Consider the following 18653-nt stretch of genomic DNA (forward strand, 5'->3'; position numbering starts at 1 on the left):
TAGCAAACCTTACCTGTTCCTTTTGGAAAATCATCTTCATTCCATTCAGCTGCTCCTCAAGCCCGGCATTCACGACGGCGACGGACAGCGCGTAGCGGAAGCGGCGCAGCGCCACCTCGGCCTGCGCACGGGCCGGGTGCAAAGCACGGCCGTTTACACGGTGCGCTACCCGCTCACCGCCCAGCAACTTCGCGATTTCGCCGAGCAGTGCCTCCAGGACCCGGTATTACATGAGGTGGCCCTAAACGAGTTTCGCCGCGACCCCCAATTCCAGTCGTATATATTGGTGGCCAAAGGCCCCGGCGTAACTGACGACGAAGGTACCTCGGCCCAAAATGCGCTCGGCGACTTCCTCAACCAGCCCCTCGACACGCGCACTCAGCATATTTTCAGCAAGCGTTTGTATCTGCTAGAGGAAAATTTGCCCCCCGCCGACCTGCGCCGCCTAGCCGAAGAGCTGCTTGGTAACAAGCTCATCAACCGCTTCGAAGTAGGTCCCGCCGACCAGATCCGCGACTTCACGCCCCGCCCCGGCACCTCTGTCGATAACACCACCCACACCATCGACCTGAATGTGTCGGATGAGGCGTTGGTACAGTTATCCAAGGACAATCTTTACGCCCTGAATCTGGCCGAAATGCAGGCCGTGCGGGCGTACTATCAGTTGCCCGAAACCCAGCAAGAGCGCCAAGCAACCGGCTTACCCGCCGAGCCCACCGACTGTGAACTGGAAATCATCGCCCAAACTTGGTCGGAGCACTGCAAACACAAGGAATTCAGTGCCTTAATCAACTACCGCGACGCCGAAACGGGCGAGGATTACCAAGTTGATTCCCTGTTCAAAACTTATATCAAAGATGCCACCGCCGAGGTAGACCGCCAGTTGCGCGCCAACGGCAACGACTGGCTCATTAAGGTGTTCTCCGACAACGCCGGCGCTGTGCGCATCAACGACGAGTCGCTGTTTGTCTGGAAGGTGGAAACCCACAATTCACCCTCGGCTATTGACCCCTACGGCGGGGCCATTACTGGCATTTTGGGCAACAACCGCGACCCGCTGGCTACTGGCATTGGCGGGGCTCGTTTGTTGTTCAATACCAACGTCTTATGCTTCGGCAATCCTGATTACGATGGCCCGCTGCTGACCAACCAACTGCACCCGCGCCGCATCTTCGAAGGTGTGCGCAAAGGCATTGAGGACGGCGGGAATAAGTCGGGCGTACCAACGGTAAACGGCAGCATCATTTTCGACGACCGCTACGCCGGCAAGCCGTTGGTTTACTGCGGCACCGGCGCTGTGATGCCCATGCAACTCGCTGGCCTTGATTCCTGGGAAAAGAAGATAGACGACGGTGACCGTATCATTATGGCGGGCGGCCGCGTGGGCAAAGATGGTATTCACGGCGCCACCTTCAGCAGCATCGAGCTGGACGAATCGTCGCCTGCCACGGCCGTGCAGATTGGCTCGCCCATCACGCAGAAGCTGGCCATGGATTTCCTCATCCTCGCCACTCGCCGCGGCCTCATCAAGTGTAGCACCGACAACGGCGCCGGGGGGCTTTCTTCCTCCGTGGGCGAGCTGGCTGGCATCAGCGGCGGCGCCGTGGTGGACCTGGAAAAAGTGCCGTTGAAGTACCCTGGCTTGCGGCCTTGGGAGATTTTCGTGAGCGAATCACAGGAGCGGTTTACGCTGGTCGTGGAGCCCGGCAAGCTGGCTGAAGTGCTGGCTTTAGGTCAGGAAATGGAAGTGGAGCTAACTGACATCGGTTATTTTACCGCCGATGGATACCTGGATGTACGTTTCGCTAACTCCCCAGTGGCTCGGCTAAACATGCATTTCTTGCACGAAGGCGTACCGCGCAAACTCATGGAAGCCGAGTGGCAGAAGCCCGAGGCTCAGGAGCCAGTTTTACCCCCCAGCCTCGACTACACCGACGTCTTGCACCAACTGCTCGGCTCGCTCAATATCTGCTCCCGCGAGTCCGTCATTCGCCAGTACGACCACGAGGTGAAGGGTCGCACCATCATCAAGCCGCTGATGGGCGCCACCGGCCAAGCGCCGCAGGATGCCGCCGTAGTTCGCTTCAATTTTGAAAGCTGGGAAGGCGTAGCCGTGAGCAACGGCATCCTGCCCCGCTTTGGTGATTTGGACGCCTACCATATGTCGGCCGGCGCTTTTGACGAGGCCGTACGCCAGATCATCGCCGTGGGGGGCAAATTGCCCAACCTCACGCCCGGTGATAATATCTTCTGGTCGGTAAACGACAACTTCTGCGTTCCTGACTCCGATTTTCACCCCGTCACGAACCCCGACGGTAAGCAGAAGCTGGCTAAACTCGTGCACATGTGCCAGGCCCTGCGCGACGCCACCGCTGCCTACTGCATCCCGCTCACCAGCGGCAAGGACAGCATGAAAAACGACTTCAAGGCCGATGGCGTGAAGATTTCGGTGCCACCCACGGTCCTGTATTCGATGACAGCTAAAATCGAAGATGTGCGCCGCACCGTCACTAGCGACTTCAAGCAAGCCGGCGACGTGGTGTATCTGCTGGGCCGCACCTACGATGAGCTTGGCGGCTCCGAGTTTTACCAACTATATCAGGAGTTGGGCGCCAATGTGCCGCAAGTGCGCTTCGCGGAGGCCAAGGAGCTGTACACCCTCATGGGCCAAGCCAACGACCAGCAGCTCATCCAATCCTGCCACGACCTTTCCGACGGTGGCCTGGCCGTTGCGCTGGCCGAAGCAACCTTCGGGGACGGGCTGGGGGCCAAAATTGAGCTAAACGGCGAGTTGCCGCTGCCCGCCCAGCTCTTCTCCGAGTCGCACTCCCGCTTCGTAGCCACCGTGGCGCCAGAAGACGTGGTAGCATTTGAGCAGCTGCTCGGAGAAAAAGCCACCCGCTTGGGTGTGGTTACCAACGACAACTTCTTGCTGGTAAGTCACCAAGGCCAACTCGTGATAGAAGCCGACACGGAAGAGCTGCGCCAGACCTGGACCAACGGCCCAGTGAATCAAACAATCGGTTTTGGCGAACACGTAATGGGGGAGGGGAAATGAACGAGAACATGAATCAACCCGCTGCTGTCCAAGCGCTTATCCTGACGGGGTTCGGAATTAATTGCGAGGAGGAAATGGCCGCCGCCTACCGCCTAGCCGGCGCCGAAGCCACCATCGTACACCTCAATCAGGTGCTCCACGGCCAGGTCAGCATCCACGACTACGACATCGTGAACTTTCCGGGGGCTTTTCCTTCGGCGACGATCTGGGCTCGGGTGTGGTGTTGGCAAAAAAGCTGCGCTACCGCCAAACGCCCGGCGGCTTCACTTTGCTCGACGACTTGCGTGAATTTATCGCCCGCGGCAAGTTCGTGTTGGGTATCTGCAACGGCTTTCAAGTGTTGGTAAAGCTGGGCCTGCTGCCCAATCTGGGGGGCAATTTTCAGCCCGAGGTAACCCTGACGCACAACGCCTCCGGCCGTTACGAAGACCGCTGGGTGCGGCTAAAAGTAAACGCGAATAATCGCAGCCCTTTCCTCAAAGGCCTTGACTCCTTTGAAGTGCCCGTGCGCCACGGCGAAGGCCGCCTGCTCATCCCCGATGCAGCTACGCGCCAGCACATTCTCGACCAAAACCTGAACTGCCTAACCTACTGCGACGCCACCGGCTGCGAGGTAACGCAGTACCCCCACAACCCCAACGGCGCCGATCTAAACTGCGCCGGCCTGACCGATACCACTGGGCAGGTGTTTGGCTTGATGCCGCACCCGGAAGCTTTCTTGTCGCTCTATAATCATCCCGATTGGGCGCGCCGCAAGCGCGTGAATAAGGAGTTGAGCGAGGAAGGTGATGGTCTGAAGCTCTTCCAAAATATCGTGGAGCATGTGGCCTCGTTGCCGCAGCGCTCAGCTTCCGCACCTTCACTGCAATCAATAGAGACGCCCCTTCATTAAACCGCCCTTTCCACACCAAGACACAAACCGCTCACTGTCGTCAGGCTTCCTATTCGAAAAAGCCCCCCAGATGAAATAACTCGCAAAGCGACCTACTAACCCCGCAGATGAACACCCTCAACCACTTCGATACTCCCCAACTCGAGCTTCTTCACCGCGGCAAAGTCCGCGACTCGTACCGCGCCCCTTCCGGCGAGCGGCTCATCGTGGTTACCGACCGTCTGTCGGCGTTCGATTCGGTGTTGGAGACGCCCGTGGCCCACAAAGGCGCGGTGCTGAACGGGTTGGCGGCTTTCTGGTTTGAGAAAACCCAGCACATCATTCCTAACCACGTCATTGCCCTGCTCGACCCCAACGTGACGCTGGCTAAGGAAGCCGAACCGATTCGGGTGGAGATGGTGGTGCGCAACTACCTCACCGGTTCGATGCTGCGCGGCTATCAGAAAGGCCAGCGTACCTTCTCGGGCGTGACGGTGCCCGATGGCCTGACCAAGCACCAGAAATTTCCCGAGCCCATCGTGACGCCGACCACTAAGGAAGAGTCGGACCGCGAAATCACGCCGGAGAATCTGGTGTCGGAAGGCTGGGTATCGGCTGAGCTGTACGAGCGGATGCGGGTGAAGGCGTTGGAGCTGTTCAATTTTGCCTCTCAGTGGATGGCTGAGCGCGGCATCATCCTAGTAGATACCAAGTATGAGTTTGGCTTGCTGAATGGCGAGCTGATTCTGATTGACGAAATCCACACGCCCGATTCGTCGCGCTTCTGGAGCGCCGAGGATTACGCCCGCAACCCCGAAACGGCGGAGCAGATGGACAAGGAGTACGTGCGTCAGTGGCTCATCGCCAACAAAGTAGATGGCCAATACCCCCGCGCCCTCACCCCCGAAGTTTCCGCCGAAGCTACCCGTCGCTACCTCGATATCTACGAGCGCATCACCGGCAGCCCGCTACCCACTGGCAACGAAACCACTCCCGGCGGCGACGTGCAAGCCCGCCTCGTGGGCAACTTAGTGCGCGCTGGCATCATGAAAGAAGCTTAGGAACCTGCTATGCTTGCGCAAGCAACTCCTCAAGGAAATCAATAATAGTAAAGTCACCGACACTGAGTCGCGGTATAGTCAAACCAATGGAAGCCTCTGATTCTAAACAACTCGTTCAAGCTTACATCGAAGCATACAACCGCTTCGATGTAGACGGGATGGTGCGCCATCTGCACGAGGAGGTGGAGTTCAGAAACATTGCCAACGGCGAGGTTAATTTGACTACAACTGGCAAAGAAAGTTTCCGCCAGCAAGCAGAGAAGGCCAAGCAGTATTTCTCCCAGCGGGAACAGCGCGTCACGGATTGGCAGATAGCTGATAACCGCGTAGAAGTGCTGATTGACTATACCGCAGTGGCCGCCATGGAATTCCCCAATGGTTTGAAGCAGGGCGACACATTGCAACTAAAGGGTAAGTCAGTGTTTCAGTTTGCCGGCGGTCAGATTACTTCCATTGACGATATCAGCTAATCGATATGAACAATTGGAAAAATACGTTGCGTATTGAGGATGGTGAACTGATGGCAGATATAGAAATTAGTTTGCTTCAAAAGCATAATACTATACCTCTCCGTTTTGCAGATGCAGATGAGTTGACACTTGAAGCAGAAGCAGCTATAGAAGCTTTATTGCGGCGACTACCAAGTTTAGAGAATACTATTGAAGAAGCCGCCTACCAATTTTATACTGAACTTTCAGAGTATCGTCTCAAGCACAATTATCAGGTAGATATGCCTTTCGCGTCTGATAATAAGGCTTTATTACCCTTCTATCATCTTCTGAAAATTTTCTTGCCAGATGAAATAGAGGAAGGGCGATTCGGCCTTGCATTTTCTTGTGATTGGGAAGAGGAACACGGATTCGGGCTGCAATTTCGTGATTGGCAAATAGTTGAAGTTGGTGGATACGCTCAGGCATTTGAATTTGACTAGCGCAGCTTATTTCTCCATACCTACATCAAACAATACCAACCTTGAGCACCAACTCCAAACATATCGTTCTCCTCGGCGGCGGGGCCCGTGAACACGCCATGGCGTGGAAGCTGACCCTCGACGGTGCTACCGTGCACGTGCTGCCCGGTAACGGCGGCATCCCGAATAGCCTCCCCGAAATTAGCCCCCTAGACTTCCCGGCGGTAGAAAATTTCTGCCGAGAACACGACATCAAGCTTATCGTAGTAGGTCCTGAAGCTCCGCTGGCCGCTGGCGTTACAGACTACTTTGCCAAGACGGATATTCGGGTGTTTGGGCCAACGCGGCAGGGAGCATTGTTGGAAAGCTCCAAGGTGTGGAGCAAGAAATTCATGCGCCGCCACGGCGTAGCAACGGGCATGTCCTGGACCTTTCGTAGCGACGAAATGCAAGCTGCCCGCGCCAAAGCGGCTGAGCTGGGGGGCAATTTGGTGATCAAATACGACGGCCTAGCCGCTGGCAAAGGGGTGTACGTGTGCAGCTCCGTGGACGAGGCCAATGAGGCCCTGACCGAGCTACAAGACCAGCACCCCGAGTGGTTTTCGTTTCTGTTGGAAGAAAAGCTGAGCGGCCCCGAAATCAGTATCATCGGCATCACCGATGGCAACCGCATTCGGCTGCTGTCACCCTCCCAGGATCATAAGCAGCTGCTGGCCGGCGACAAAGGCCCGAACACCGGCGGCATGGGTGCTTATTGCCCCGTACCCTTCGCCGATGACAACGTGCTGGCCGCCATCCGCCGCGACATCGTGGACCCCACCATGCGCGGCCTGCAAGCCGAACCATTTGACTTCAAAGGCTTTATCTACTTCGGCATCATGCTCACTCCGCAAGGTCCGAAGCTGCTGGAATACAATGCCCGCCTCGGCGACCCCGAAGCGCAGGTATTGTTGCCGGCGCTGAGAAGCAGCTTGCTAGAACTGATAGAAGCCACGCTCAACGGCAACTTGGCTCAAACGACGGTATGGCAGCGCAACGGCACTTTTATCGGTGTGGTGTTAGCCTCTGGCGGTTATCCAGCCGTAAGTTTCCCAACCGGCTTTCTTATCAGCGGCCTAGAAAACGAAGCCAATTTTGCCCCCCAGACCTTGGTTTTCCACGGCGCGACTCGCCGTCAAGCTGATGGGCAGCTCACCACAAGCGGCGGCCGGGTTCTGACGGTGGTTTCGCGGGGTAATGACCTGGAAGATGCTGTGCAGCAAGTGTATGCCGAGTGCAAAAAGGTTACCTTTGAGGGTGTTTACTACCGCTCCGATATCGGCCAACGCCCCATGCCGGAACTGACGGCTGCTAAGTTTTAGTCCTATCTAAGATGAGCCAGACTCCTTCTCCCAGCGAAAATCGGCCTACGCCCTTCCTTCCCGAAGGAACGCGCTCTGAGCAGACGCGAGGACTAGAGAGGGAAGGGGAGCAGCCCAGCGCTCCGCGCAAGCAGCGCTTGGCCATTTTGCTGTCCGGTCGAGGTTCCAATATGGTGGCGCTGGTCGATTCTGTACAAATGGGCGCCCTGCGCGAACTTGCAGAGGTGGCCGTGGTGTTCAGCAACAATCCTGACGCGCCGGGCTTAGCTACGGCCGCTGCCCTGGGCTGTCAAACGGCTAGCTTGGCCCCCGCCGGCCGCAAACGAGCCGATTATGATGCGGCGGTGGTGCAAATACTGCGAGAGTATGAGCTTGATTATCTGGTATTAGCCGGCTATATGCGCATTCTCTCCCCGGTGCTAGTGCGAGCTTACGCCGGGCGCATTCTGAATATTCACCCCGCTGATACGCATCAGCACCAAGGCCTGCACGCCTACGAGTGGGCCTTTGAAAACAAGCTTCCCGAAACAAAAATCACCGTCCACCTCGTGGATGAAGGCCTCGACACCGGCCCCGTGTTAGCCCAGCGCCCCGTTGATCTGCGGGGGGCAAATACGCTGTCTGAAGTCGAGCGTCGCGGCCTGCTCGTAGAGCACGAGCTGTACGCTGATACGCTGGTGCGCTTGTTCCGAGGCCAGATTTCCCCTTCCACCCCCGCCAGCTGCCCGGCCGCCCCGCCTGACAACCGGCAACTGACAACAGAGAATTGATATGTGCGGAATAGTTGGTTTTTACGGTCCTGAGCCAGTAGCCGCGGACATTGTAGTTGGCTTAACGGCCCTGCAACACCGCGGCCAGGATGCGGCCGGTATTGTCACCTTCGACGATAATTTCCACCTCTGCAAAGGCAACGGGCTCGTCAATGACGTGTTCAAGCCCAAGCATATAAAGAAGCTCAAAGGCAACATTGGCATCGGCCATGTGCGCTACACTACCCAAGGCTCCAATGATTCGGAGCTGGCCCAGCCTTTTACCACCAGCTACCCCTTCGGCCTGGGCATGGTACACAACGGCAACGTGATCAACTTCCGCGAAGTAGCTCAGCGCCTGCATGATAAGTACCACGTGCTGCCCAAAACCAGCAACGACCTGGAGCTCATCATGTATACCTTCGCCTCGGAGCTGCGCATCAAAGACCTCGACCACCTCTCGGTAATCGACATCTTCGATGCCGTTGAGACCACGCAGGAACTGGTAAAAGGGGCTTACGCGACCATCACCGTTATTGCCGGCCACGGCCTACTGGCCTTCAACGACCCGCTGGGAATCCGTCCGCTGGTGCTCGGCTGCCGCCAAACGCCCGACGGGCCAGTATACGCCTTCGCCTCGGAGAGCACCTGCTTTGATTACCTGGGCTTTGACTTCGTGAAAAACGTAGGACCTGGTCAGGCCATCTTCATTGATAAAGACCTCAAAGTCCACTACAAGAACCCCTACAATGTGCCCAAAGCGTTCTGCGTATTTGAGCACATTTACTTTGCCCGCGAAGACTCCGTTATTCATGGCCGCCTAGTAGCGCGTGAGCGTGTTCGGTTGGGTAAAATACTGGCCCGCAAGGTGAAAGCTGCCGGAATTGAACCTGATATGGTAATTGACGTGCCATCGTCGGGCTACTTCGCGGCTTCTGGTTTGGCCGAAGCCATCGGCGTGCCCTACCGGCGCGGACTGGTGAAAAACAACCACATGGGTCGCAGCTTCATTGTCAGCAGTCAGGCCGGCCGTGAGGATGTGGTCAAGAAAAAGCTCAACCCTATTCGCGAGTTTGTGGAGGGCAAAAAAGTAGCTGTGGTCGACGACAGTATCGTGCGCGGCACTACCTCGCGGCGCATCGTGCGCATCCTGCGCGATGCCGGTGCGTTGGAAGTATACTTCATCTCTTCCGCGCCGCCCATCGTGAGCCCCTGCATCTACGGCATCGATATGGCCATGAGCACCGAGCTGATTGCCGCCAACTACACGGAGGAAGAAATCTGCCGCTACATCGAGGCTGATAAGGTTATCTATCAGGACTTGAGTGACTTACAAGATTTATTTGCCGAAGAGCGCGGCCACGGCGGTTGCTTCGCCTGCTTCTCCGGCCGCTACCCCACCGGCGACGTCACCAAGTACCTGCGCCACATCCAAGAGGAGCGCGAAAGCCACCGCGACAAAAAAGACCGTCACCAAGTAGTGTCATCAGTAAGTGCCAAGGCTCCCGAGCCAACGGAACACTAGAACGTCAAACTCCCCTCCTCAGATGAGGAGGGGAGTTTGCTTACAACTCCAACGATTACCTCACGCTTCATGTCCACTGCTTCCTCCAAACCTGCCGGCTACGACATCGACCTCGGCAACGCCTGCTCCCGCAACGCCTATGCCTGGGCTAAGAAAACCTTCCCCAACCGCGCCGGCCAGCCCGGCGAGCCGGCGCAGGATCTGGACGGTGGCTTTTCCAACGAAATTTGCTTTGGGCAGGAGCGCCTGGGCATCAGCTCCGACGGTATCGGTACCAAAATAGAAGTGGCCGAGCGGGTGGGGCGGTTTGATACCTTGGGCTACGACCTGATTGCCATGGTGGCCGACGACCTGATTGCCGGCGGCTTCGTGCCCAGCAATCTGTCGAACATCATCGACGTGAATACCCTGGATTACGACGTAATCGACGAGCTGATGCGGGGCTTGCACGATGCGGCCAACTTCAGCCGCATTGCCGTGACGGGGGGCGAAATTGCCGAGCTGGGCAACCGGATTGGCGGCTGGCCCGGCGCCCGCATGAACTTCAATTGGTGCTCTACGGCCGTAGGCGCCTTGCATCCGTCGCTAAAAAGCCCCCTAAGCGGCGCCACCGCCCAGGCTGGCCACGCAGTAGTATCACTTCGCTCCCCCAGCTTCCGCTCCAACGGCTTTTCCCTGGCGCGTCGTACGTTGCAAGGTCTCTACGGCGACAACTGGCACACGGCGCCTTACACGGGCTCTGACGCTGCAGAGCTAGGCAACACGTGGGGGAAGTACTACTGGCTCCGTCCCTGATCTACGCGCCCGCCGTAGCCCGCCTCCTCGACGCTGGCCTAGTTCTGCACGGCATTGCCCACATCACCGGCGGCGGCATTGCCGATAACTTCCAGCGCGTACTCAAAAACAACGGTGTCGGTGCCGAACTGGATAACCTGTTCGAACCCCTGCCCGCCATGCAGAATCTCACCAAACTAGCCGGCATCTCGCCCGCCGACGCTTACCTCTACTGGAACATGGGCAACGGTATGCTACTCGTCACCGAAGAAGCTCAAGCCGCCGCCGTTGTAAGCCAGCTGCAAGCCGATGGCTACCAGGCCCAAGTGGCAGGCCGCATCACTGCCGAGCCGGGTATCAAGCTGAAAGTGGAGGCTGGTGAACTGACGTATTAGGTAGCGTCCTTGCTTAATTATTCACCAAAAAGCCCCCGACGAGAGTTGGGGGGCTTTTTCATATAACGACAATCAAACATTGTTTAAGCCGTACGTCATGCAGAGCGGAGCGAAGCATCTCGCTCGCTTCGTTGCAATACTAATCCGACGTCAGTCCGCGAGATGCTTCACTTCGCTCGGCATGACCGCCTATCATATTTATATGAATCTGATTTATATTAATCTGAAAAGCTCAAGCTACAAAAAAGCTCCCCAGAACCATCCTGGGGGCTTTTTCAGTGCTGATAACGGCTGCTACAGCTTATAAAGCAATTTTACTCCTTCCTTAAGGGAAGTGGGTTTTCGACCAAGTGCCATTTCCAAATCGGAGCTTACTTCGGCTTCTTGCCCGTGCTTGATGTCGGCCATAAAGCCGGCGGTTCGTTGGATGGCAAGCTCCGGCACCCCGCGCTCCTGCATGCTGGTGGCAAAGGCGCCTTGCTCGATGGGCGTGTAGGTTACTGGCTTCCCGGCGGCGGCGGCCAGGGCGGCGGCTACGTCGGCGAAGGAGTACGCCTCGCTGCCAGTGAAGTGGTAGGTACGGTTGTCGCAAGTGCTTCCGAGCAATACGTTGGCAATGGCCTCGCCCATTTCGCTGCGCAAGGCGTAGGCTACCCGGCCCTGGCCCGCGGGCAGGCGAATGCCGGTTTCGAACACGCGCGGCCCGGTGAACAGCGGCAAAGTATCCATATACAGGATATTGCGGAAGAAAATATAGTTCAAGCCGCTCGCCTGGATGTAGTCTTCCGTCTGGAAGTGCCGTACCATCAGCTGGTTGGCCAAGGTGCTGGGATTTTTCAGCGCGCGACTCGTGTAGGCCAAGCAGCGCACGCTGGCCCGCTTGGCGGCATCTACCACGTTGTAGTGCTGCTGGAGCGCATCGTCTTCGCCGCCACCGGAGATAAGCAGCACTTTTTCAACGCCTTGCATGGCTTTGTCCAGCGAGGCTACATCCGTGTAATTGCCTACACGGATACTTACGCCCTGCGCTTGCAGGTCGGTGGCTTTTTGCTCGTTGCGCACCAGGGCGGCCAACTGAGTGGCGGCGGTTTTATGCAGGAGAGTGTGCAGTACAGCCGTGCCGAGCTGCCCGGTAGCGCCAGTTATCAGGATCATATAAAGTTGTTGTAGTTGACGAATAGGTTCGGGCACCCGCCACTTGGTCAAACAGATGGCAAGCGGCTGGGGTCCGAAATTCATCCTACAAAACTCGGCGCTACCGCCAGCAGAAGAAATGGCCAGATGGCGGTAAGGTGTAGCCAAAAGGCGGCAAACGGGGTCAGCCTGCCTGCCGGTATGCCGTGGGGGAAAGCCCAGTGCTTTTTTTGAAAAATCGGCTGAAGGCAAACTGGTCGGTGAAGTGCAGGCTGGCCGCGACCTGCTGAATACTCAGCGCCGGGTTTTGCAGCAAGGTCTTGGCTTCCAGCACCGCGGCGGCGGTTATCCAGTCGCCCGCGGTGCGGCCGGTTGCGTCTTTGACCAGCTCCGTGAGGTGCTTGGGTGTGATACACAGCTGGCTGGCGTAAAAGGCGACGCCCCGCGCCGTGGCGCTATGCGTCTGCACGAGCTGCTTGAAGGCCGTTGCCAGCAATTGGCTGCGAGGTTTGCCCGTCGGGAGGGGCGCGGGCTGCTGCTCGTAGAGGGCGCCAATCTCAAAGAGCAGGCTGTTGATGATGTTCTTCAGGATGTTATCTCGCTCAGCAGTAGAGGAATAATACTTCTGTTGCAAAAAGCGCAGGGAAACCGCTAAGCTAGCCGCCTCCGCCGCCGACAACGAAAGCACGTAGGTTGTGGGCGCCACCAAAAAGCGGAGCTTCCCCGTCGCCGCATTGTTGGCCGTGATAAACTCTTTAGTGAAAAAGACGGACAGCGTTTCGTAATCAGCGGGGATGTGCAGCCACTGCTTAATCACATCCGGCGTAGCCAGCACCAAGCAGTTGGGGGTTACAGTGTACGTTTCTAAGTTCGCTTTTAGCTCAGCCGTTCCCCGTAAGCACAGGCTGATTTTGTAATAGTCGCCGCGGTAGGGGCGGTCCAGGGGAATCTGGGGCTTAACGGATGCATAATCCGGGAAATACACCTCCGTAGGCGCGTCGTTATAGCTGGCAAAAGCCTGAAGCTGATAGGTAGGAATACGTTCGCTCATCGGGAAGGATATAGCTCAGTGTAAACGAATTGTATTAGGTAAGCTACCTTTTCATCTGAAGTTGGCGTCGGCTCACTTTATCTGCTAAAAAAGCCCCCAGAACACTTCCGGGGGCTTTTTTAGGTAGAGTTGGATGCAATAGGAAGCTTACGCTGCCTGCCGAGGCTCAATATCAAAGCCGGCTTGGGCTACGGCTTTCATCACCTGCTCGGGAATGACGTTTTCGCCCTCCACAGTCAGAATTTTGTCCGGGTTATTCGTGTCCACGCTCCACTTTTTCACAGTAGGTTCTGCATCCAGAAAAGGCGTGACGGCGCGCAGGCAGTTGGCGCAGTTGATCGAGGTTTTGAATTGTAGGGTAGGCATAGGAGCAAAGGTTGAGCCGCGGCAGCAACTGAGCAGCTTCAGCGGCGGATGATACTAAGATAACAGTGCATGTGCTACAAAAGTATCAACGTGAATAAAGCCGGGAGGTATAGACTTTGGCTGATGAAGTGTAAAGTTTTGGGATTATTTTCACTGCTCTATAGCTCCGTAAAATCAAATGAAGAAGTATTACTGTGACGACCAGTTTCAAACTTATCCGCCACAATATTGGCATATAGTGCTAAACTGGATTTTGCCGAAGGCAAACTATGTAGAAGTGAGCCGATCCTTTATTAACACGGAGCTACCGGCTGTGCTAGCAGCAGCACAAGTTGCTCTGCCAAATATTGCTACGCGAGTATACACCGCAACGCACCGTTTTCTTATTACCCAAGAAGTAGTAGAGTATATAACCAGTAAGTCATACGAGGACTTTGATTATGGGCATGGCGAATTTGAGGATCCGGCCTTCTTTCAAGACGATATTCTTCTGCTTGGTACTATAAGTCACGAAGATTACGTGGTGATGCTACTGGATGAAGTAGAACGGCAACAAATCGAGACATTAGGGTTTAACTTTTGGTGTGAATGGACATCTGAATGAACAGGTCCCATCTACGCTGGCCGCACCGCCCGCTTCTCCAGAATCACTTGTATGCGGAAGGTGCTCAGAATCTGCCGAATACACATAAGGGCTAAGTTAGCCAAGCCAACCTAACCCTTATAGTTGAATCTCAGACCGACATATACGGCCAGTCAGATCTAATTCCAGCCGCCACCCAAGGCTCTATAAACATTCACCTTGGCATTCAACTGCTGCATTCTGGTTTCGATGAGGTCAAACTTTGATTCTAGTGCCTCCCGCTGGGTAAAGAGTACTTCGGAGTAGTCGGCTCTTGCTGAGCGGAAGAGGCTATTGGAAATATTACTTGACTCATTGAGAGCCTGTACTTGCTTTGCTTTCTCATCGTATCCCTTCTCCAAGTTACTGATGTTGGAGAGCTGGTTGGCTACTTCAATGTAGGCATTGAGCAAAGTCCGTTCGTAATTGTAGACGGCCTGGGTCTGCTGGGCGTTAGCATTGGAATACGCGGCCTTTATCCCGTTTCTGTTGATCAGCGGCGCAGCAACGTCACCAGCCAGCGAGAATAGCATGGATTCGGGGGTGCTTACCAACAAGCCAGGCCGGAACGCCGCCACACCGATGGCTCCGGAGATACCCAGTGAAGGGTAAAAGTTGGCCCTGGCCACCTGCACATCCAGCTTGGCCGCCACCAGATTCTGTTCGGCCTGCCGGACATCGGGCCGGTTGCTCAGCAACTGGGAAGGAAGCCCCACCCGAATGGCTTGCGGTACGGCGTCGTTGAAAGCCTCATCGTTGCGGGAAATAGGCCGTGGGTACCGACCCGCCAGAAAGTTGAGCCGATTCTCCGCTTCGGTGATGCGCTGCTGGAGAGCATACTGAATGCTGCGGGTGTTGTGCACCTGGGCTTCAAAGCGGCGCACAGCCAATTCGGTCACCCGCGCGGCTTCTTTTTGCAGGCGTACGATCTCCAGAGCATTGCTTTGAATCTCAATATTCTGCTTCACGATGGCCAATTGATTATCAAGCGCCAGCAGTTCGTAATACGAGGTGGCAATTTCCGCAATCAGGTTTGTCACCATGAAGTTTCGCCCCTCCACGGAAGCCAGGTATCGGCTCACGGCCGCTTTCTTCGCGTTGCGCAACTTGTGCCAGATATCCACTTCCCAGGTAGCAAAAGCGCCCACTTGAAAATCTGTTAGTGGATCGGGTGTCCGCCTTTCCGGCTTGATATCGACGCTTTCCTCCGTTGCCCCCTGAAGCGTGTACCGCCCCACTTTATCGACCCCAGCCTTGGCACCTAAGCCCACAAAGGGCAAATACTCCCCTTGTCGGGCGCGAATTTCATTGCGGGAAATCTCAATCTCCTGCAACGTGATGTTTAGCTCCTGATTGTTTTGCAGGGCCGTGTCAATCAGCGCTTTTAAGCTTGGGTCGGTAAAGAAATCCTGCCACCGGACTTTGGCCGTGCTGGTGCTGTCCTGCACGGAATTGTTGTAGCTGGCCGGAACCTGACGGCTTTCATTCTTGACTACTAGCTCCGGCGTTTTACAAGCGGCAATAGTAAGCGCCAAGCCGGCGGCGCTCAAGCATTGATAAAGGCGTCTCTTAAGCATAAGGCTCTGTTTCTTCAATTAATACGCGAGGCTCAATACCCTCCAGCACCGGGTATTCGTTTTCGTCCCGAATCAGCTTGTTCTTGCCGGCCAGCGTGCCGAAGAAGTAATACAAGCCGGGGATGATAATTACCCCGAACACAGTACCGAACAGCATACCGCCCAGTGCCGAGCTGCCGATGGTGCGGTTACCAATGGCGCCAGCACCCGTGGCCACTACCAGCGGAATAAGGCCTGCTATAAAGGCAAAGGAAGTCATCAGAATGGGGCGGAAACGAACCCGCGCTCCTTCAATAGCCGCGTCGCGCACCGACATGCCTTCCTCGTGTTTCGAGGCCGCAAATTCCACAATCAGTACGGCGTTCTTCCCCAGCAAACCCACCAACATGACGAGGCCCACCTGCGCATAAATGTCGTTGGCCAGGCCAAAGATTTTAATAAACAAGAACGATCCGAACACCCCCGCGACGAGGGAGAATATTACCGCCAGCGGCAGCAGGAAGCTCTCATATTGTGCGGCGAGCACTAGGTACACGAACACCAGCACCACCATGAAAATAACGGTGGACTCGTTGCCTCGGCTCACTTCATCTTTCGACAGGCCACCCCAGTCGATGCCGTAGCCGTGGGGCAGGTCTTGCGCCACTTCCTGTACAGCTTTGATGGCCTCACCGCTGCTGTAGCCCGGCGCCGCGCCGCCCCGAATGGAGCCGGTAGTGTACATATTGTAGCGGTTGATTTCGTTGGCACCCTGGGTCTTCACGATTTTCATGAAGGCCGAGAACGGCACCATCTCGCCCTTATCGTTTTTGGCCCACATGTTCAGGATGTCTTCGGGCAGCTTGCGGTATTCCGGGGATGCCTGCACGAATACCTTGAAGAAACGCTGGTACTTGATGAAGCCTAGCTCGTAAGTAGAGCCCACCATAATGCTCAGCGTATTCATGGCGTTGCCGATGCTCACGCCTTTCTGCATAGCCAGCTCATTGTCAATCTTGAGCTCGTACTGCGGATAGTTGGCCGAGAAGAAGGTGAACAAACCTGCTAGCTCTTTGCGCTTTTTCAGCTTGGCCATGAACTCGTTGTTCACTTTCTCTAGCTCCTTGTAGTCGCCGGAGTTGGTTTTGTCGAGTAATTGGAGCTGGAAGCCGCCCGCCGCGCCGTAGCCCGGTACTGCCGGTGGCTCGAAGAATTCGATGGTCGCGCCGGGAATTTCGTGGGCTTTTTCTTCCAGGTTTTCGATGATTTCGGCAATGGACTCCTTACGCTCCGACCACGGCTTCAAGTCAATCAAGCAAGTGCCAGCGTTAGAGCCGCGGCCTTCAGTCAGTACTTCATAGCCCGCCAAGGTTGAAATGTTGGCAATACCCGGTACATCTTTGGCCAGACCCGCGAGGCGCTGCGATACCGCGTTGGTTTGCTCCAGCGTGGTGCCGGGTGGCGTCTGCACAATGGCGTAAATCAGGCCTTGGTCCTCACTCGGAATAAAGCCGGCGGGCAGCTTGGCCGTGATGGCCCAGATACCCAAGCCGAAGGCAATAAGCATAGCGAAAGTGATAATCCGGTTGGCCACAATCCGTTCCAGTAGGCCGGTATAGGCATTGGTAAGCTTCTCAAACCCACGGTTGAACCAGTCGAAAAAGCGCTGTATAGGCGTTTTTTTCTTGGGCTGACCGTGGTGGTTTTTCAGAATCATAGCGCAGAGTACCGGCGTCAGCGTGAGCGCAACCACCCCCGAAATCACGATGGCCGTAGCCATGGTAATGGAGAACTGCCGGTAGAAAATGCCCACCGGGCCGCTCATGAACGAGACGGGAATGAACACAGCCGTCATCATGATGGTGATGGCGATGATGGCCCCGCTGATTTCGCCCACCACCTTGCGCACCGCATTATAGGGCGAGAGATGCTCCTCTTCCATCTTGGCGTGCACAGCCTCAATCACCACAATAGCGTTGTCGACCACGATGCCAATCGAGAGCACCAGTGCAAACAGGGTAATCATGTTGATGGTCAGCCCAAATGCTTGCATGGCCGCGAATGAGCCCACCAACGACACTGGTACAGCCAGCGCCGGAATCAGCGTGGAGCGCCAGTCGCCGAGGAAGAGGAACACTACCAAGGCTACCAAAATGAAAGCGTCGCGCAGGGTGTGAATTACGTTTTCAATAGACGCGTCGAGGAAGTTCGACACATCATAGGTGATTTTGTAATCCATGCCGGGCGGGAAGCTGGTTTTCTTCAGCTCCTCCAGCTTGGCCTTCACTTCTTTAATTACGTCCGAGGCGTTCGAGCCGTAGGTTTGCTTCAGCACGATGGCCGCCGATGGGTACTGGTTCAGGTTGGAGTAGATATCGTAGTACTCCGAGCCCAATTCCACGTTGGCTACGTCGCGCAGGTGCAGGCTTTCGCCGTTGGCGTTAGCCTTCAGAATGACGTTTTTGTATTGCTCCACGTCATTGAAGCGGCCTTGGTAGCTGAGTACGTACTCCAGCGACTGCGCCTGCTTGCCGTCGGAGCGGCCAATGCGGCCGGGCGAGCCGATAACGCTCTGCTCGTCCAGCGCTTTCATCACGTCGTCGACCGAGATATTGTACGCACGCATCCGGTCGGGCTTGAGCCACACGCGCATGGCATACTGTCGGCTACCCAGAATGCTGGCCCGACCAATACCACTCAGGCGCTGCAACTCGGGTATCATGTTTACCCCAGCGAAGTTGAACAGGTACTTCATGTCGGTGTTCTTGTCCTTGCTGTACAAGTTCACATACATCAGCATGTTCGGCACCACACGGTTTACCACCACGCCCTCACGCTGCACCAGCAGCGGCAGGCGGTTGAGCACCTGTGCAATGCGGGTATTCACGTTCACCACGGCCTGGTCGGGGTTGGTGCCCAGGTTGAAGACAATCTGGATGTTGGCTTCGCCCGCGCTCACGGCGTCGGAGGTCATGTATTTCATGCCCGGTACGCCGTTCACGGCTTGCTCCAGCGGAATCAGCACCGATTCGGTGAGCACCTTGGCGCTGGCGCCGGGGTACGACGCGCTGACCATGACCAGCGGGGGCGAAATTTCGGGGAACTGCGACGTGGGCAGCTGCATGATGGCCAGCCCGCCCATGAGCAGGATGACAATCGAAATAACGATGGCAAAGACGGGCCGGCGAATGAATTTACTAAACATAGTCTGGCTATTCTG

General features: G+C 56.1%; 15 protein-coding genes and 1 pseudogene. 11 read left to right on the forward strand and 5 right to left on the reverse strand.

Features of this window, described 5'->3' with window-relative positions; translation table 11 throughout:
- The first annotated feature begins 22 nt into the window (after positions 1 to 22).
- The 10 genes and pseudogenes from EPD59_RS02875 to EPD59_RS21735 all read left to right on the forward strand — a co-directional run bounded on the left by EPD59_RS02875 (position 23) and on the right by EPD59_RS21735 (position 10704).
- Complete coding sequence (locus tag EPD59_RS02875; RefSeq protein ID WP_133271474.1) at positions 23 to 3058, forward strand: phosphoribosylformylglycinamidine synthase subunit PurL; 3036 nt, start codon at positions 23 to 25, stop codon at positions 3056 to 3058.
- A 74-nt stretch (positions 3059 to 3132) separates the two neighbouring features.
- Positions 3133 to 3950: pseudogene (locus EPD59_RS02880) on the forward strand (phosphoribosylformylglycinamidine synthase subunit PurQ).
- Positions 3951 to 4057: 107 nt separating this feature from the next.
- The gene (locus tag EPD59_RS02885) at positions 4058 to 4990 is read left to right on the forward strand and encodes a phosphoribosylaminoimidazolesuccinocarboxamide synthase (RefSeq protein ID WP_133271475.1); all 933 of its coding nucleotides are present in this window, start codon (positions 4058 to 4060) and stop codon (positions 4988 to 4990) included.
- Positions 4991 to 5076: 86 nt separating this feature from the next.
- Positions 5077 to 5460, forward strand: coding sequence for a nuclear transport factor 2 family protein (locus tag EPD59_RS02890; protein WP_133271476.1), 384 nt, complete (start codon positions 5077 to 5079; stop codon positions 5458 to 5460).
- Positions 5461 to 5465: 5 nt separating this feature from the next.
- Positions 5466 to 5921 carry a DUF6985 domain-containing protein gene (locus EPD59_RS02895; RefSeq protein WP_133271477.1) on the forward strand — a complete coding sequence of 152 codons (456 nt, stop codon included), beginning with the start codon at positions 5466 to 5468 and terminating at the stop codon, positions 5919 to 5921.
- Positions 5922 to 5962: 41 nt separating this feature from the next.
- The gene (gene purD / locus EPD59_RS02900) at positions 5963 to 7261 is read left to right on the forward strand and encodes a phosphoribosylamine--glycine ligase (protein WP_205703473.1); all 1299 of its coding nucleotides are present in this window, start codon (positions 5963 to 5965) and stop codon (positions 7259 to 7261) included.
- A gap of 11 nt (positions 7262 to 7272) precedes the next feature.
- Positions 7273 to 8031 (forward strand): phosphoribosylglycinamide formyltransferase, encoded by a 759-nt coding sequence (gene purN, locus EPD59_RS02905; protein ID WP_133271478.1) that lies wholly within the window; start codon positions 7273 to 7275, stop codon positions 8029 to 8031.
- 1 nt (position 8032) lies between these two features.
- Complete coding sequence (gene purF, locus EPD59_RS02910) at positions 8033 to 9535, forward strand: amidophosphoribosyltransferase (RefSeq protein ID WP_133271479.1); 1503 nt, start codon at positions 8033 to 8035, stop codon at positions 9533 to 9535.
- Positions 9536 to 9604: 69 nt separating this feature from the next.
- Positions 9605 to 10330 (forward strand): AIR synthase related protein, encoded by a 726-nt coding sequence (locus tag EPD59_RS02915; RefSeq protein WP_205703474.1) that lies wholly within the window; start codon positions 9605 to 9607, stop codon positions 10328 to 10330.
- Positions 10300 to 10704, forward strand: coding sequence for an AIR synthase-related protein (locus EPD59_RS21735; RefSeq protein ID WP_205703475.1), 405 nt, complete (start codon positions 10300 to 10302; stop codon positions 10702 to 10704). The genes EPD59_RS02915 and EPD59_RS21735 overlap by 31 nt, the downstream gene beginning before the upstream one ends.
- 294 nt (positions 10705 to 10998) lie before the next feature.
- On the opposite strand, the gene EPD59_RS02920 is transcribed toward EPD59_RS21735, so the two are convergent.
- From EPD59_RS02920 to EPD59_RS02930, 3 genes are all read right to left on the reverse strand, one after another.
- On the reverse strand, positions 10999 to 11859 hold the full coding sequence (locus EPD59_RS02920) for an SDR family oxidoreductase (protein ID WP_133271480.1): 861 nt from the start codon (positions 11857 to 11859) through the stop codon (positions 10999 to 11001).
- Positions 11860 to 12022: 163 nt separating this feature from the next.
- Complete coding sequence (locus EPD59_RS02925; protein WP_133271481.1) at positions 12023 to 12889, reverse strand: AraC family transcriptional regulator; 867 nt, start codon at positions 12887 to 12889, stop codon at positions 12023 to 12025.
- A gap of 147 nt (positions 12890 to 13036) precedes the next feature.
- The gene (locus EPD59_RS02930; RefSeq protein ID WP_133271482.1) at positions 13037 to 13255 is read right to left on the reverse strand and encodes a heavy-metal-associated domain-containing protein; all 219 of its coding nucleotides are present in this window, start codon (positions 13253 to 13255) and stop codon (positions 13037 to 13039) included.
- A gap of 178 nt (positions 13256 to 13433) precedes the next feature.
- Between EPD59_RS02930 and EPD59_RS02935 the strand changes: the two genes are divergently transcribed.
- Positions 13434 to 13859 (forward strand): hypothetical protein, encoded by a 426-nt coding sequence (locus tag EPD59_RS02935; protein WP_133271483.1) that lies wholly within the window; start codon positions 13434 to 13436, stop codon positions 13857 to 13859.
- Between the two features lie 158 nt (positions 13860 to 14017).
- Here the strand turns inward: EPD59_RS02935 and EPD59_RS02940 are convergent, their stop codons facing one another.
- Together EPD59_RS02940 and EPD59_RS02945 are read right to left on the reverse strand one after the other, a co-directional pair.
- Positions 14018 to 15454, reverse strand: a complete 1437-nt coding sequence (locus EPD59_RS02940) for a TolC family protein (RefSeq protein WP_133271484.1) — start codon at positions 15452 to 15454, stop codon at positions 14018 to 14020.
- Positions 15447 to 18638, reverse strand: coding sequence for an efflux RND transporter permease subunit (locus EPD59_RS02945; protein ID WP_133271485.1), 3192 nt, complete (start codon positions 18636 to 18638; stop codon positions 15447 to 15449). The genes EPD59_RS02940 and EPD59_RS02945 overlap by 8 nt, the downstream gene beginning before the upstream one ends.
- Between the last annotated feature and the right edge of the window lie 15 nt (positions 18639 to 18653).

Source organism: Hymenobacter radiodurans (assembly GCF_004355185.1).
GTDB lineage: Bacteria > Bacteroidota > Bacteroidia > Cytophagales > Hymenobacteraceae > Hymenobacter > Hymenobacter radiodurans.

What these genes read in the sequence shown, in the direction of transcription:
- EPD59_RS02885 (WP_133271475.1), top strand. Translation starts at nt 4,058, where the DNA reads ATGAACACCCTCAACCACTTCGATACTCCCCAACTCGAGCTTCTTCAC.
- EPD59_RS02890 (WP_133271476.1), top strand. Translation starts at nt 5,077, where the DNA reads ATGGAAGCCTCTGATTCTAAACAACTCGTTCAAGCTTACATCGAAGCA.
- EPD59_RS02895 (WP_133271477.1), top strand. Translation starts at nt 5,466, where the DNA reads ATGAACAATTGGAAAAATACGTTGCGTATTGAGGATGGTGAACTGATG.
- purN (WP_133271478.1), top strand. Translation starts at nt 7,273, where the DNA reads ATGAGCCAGACTCCTTCTCCCAGCGAAAATCGGCCTACGCCCTTCCTT.
- purF (WP_133271479.1), top strand. Translation starts at nt 8,033, where the DNA reads ATGTGCGGAATAGTTGGTTTTTACGGTCCTGAGCCAGTAGCCGCGGAC.
- EPD59_RS02915 (WP_205703474.1), top strand. Translation starts at nt 9,605, where the DNA reads ATGTCCACTGCTTCCTCCAAACCTGCCGGCTACGACATCGACCTCGGC.
- EPD59_RS02920 (WP_133271480.1), bottom strand. Translation starts at nt 11,859, where the DNA reads ATGATCCTGATAACTGGCGCTACCGGGCAGCTCGGCACGGCTGTACTG.
- EPD59_RS02925 (WP_133271481.1), bottom strand. Translation starts at nt 12,889, where the DNA reads ATGAGCGAACGTATTCCTACCTATCAGCTTCAGGCTTTTGCCAGCTAT.
- EPD59_RS02930 (WP_133271482.1), bottom strand. Translation starts at nt 13,255, where the DNA reads ATGCCTACCCTACAATTCAAAACCTCGATCAACTGCGCCAACTGCCTG.
- EPD59_RS02935 (WP_133271483.1), top strand. Translation starts at nt 13,434, where the DNA reads ATGAAGAAGTATTACTGTGACGACCAGTTTCAAACTTATCCGCCACAA.
- EPD59_RS02940 (WP_133271484.1), bottom strand. Translation starts at nt 15,454, where the DNA reads ATGCTTAAGAGACGCCTTTATCAATGCTTGAGCGCCGCCGGCTTGGCG.
- EPD59_RS02945 (WP_133271485.1), bottom strand. Translation starts at nt 18,638, where the DNA reads ATGTTTAGTAAATTCATTCGCCGGCCCGTCTTTGCCATCGTTATTTCG.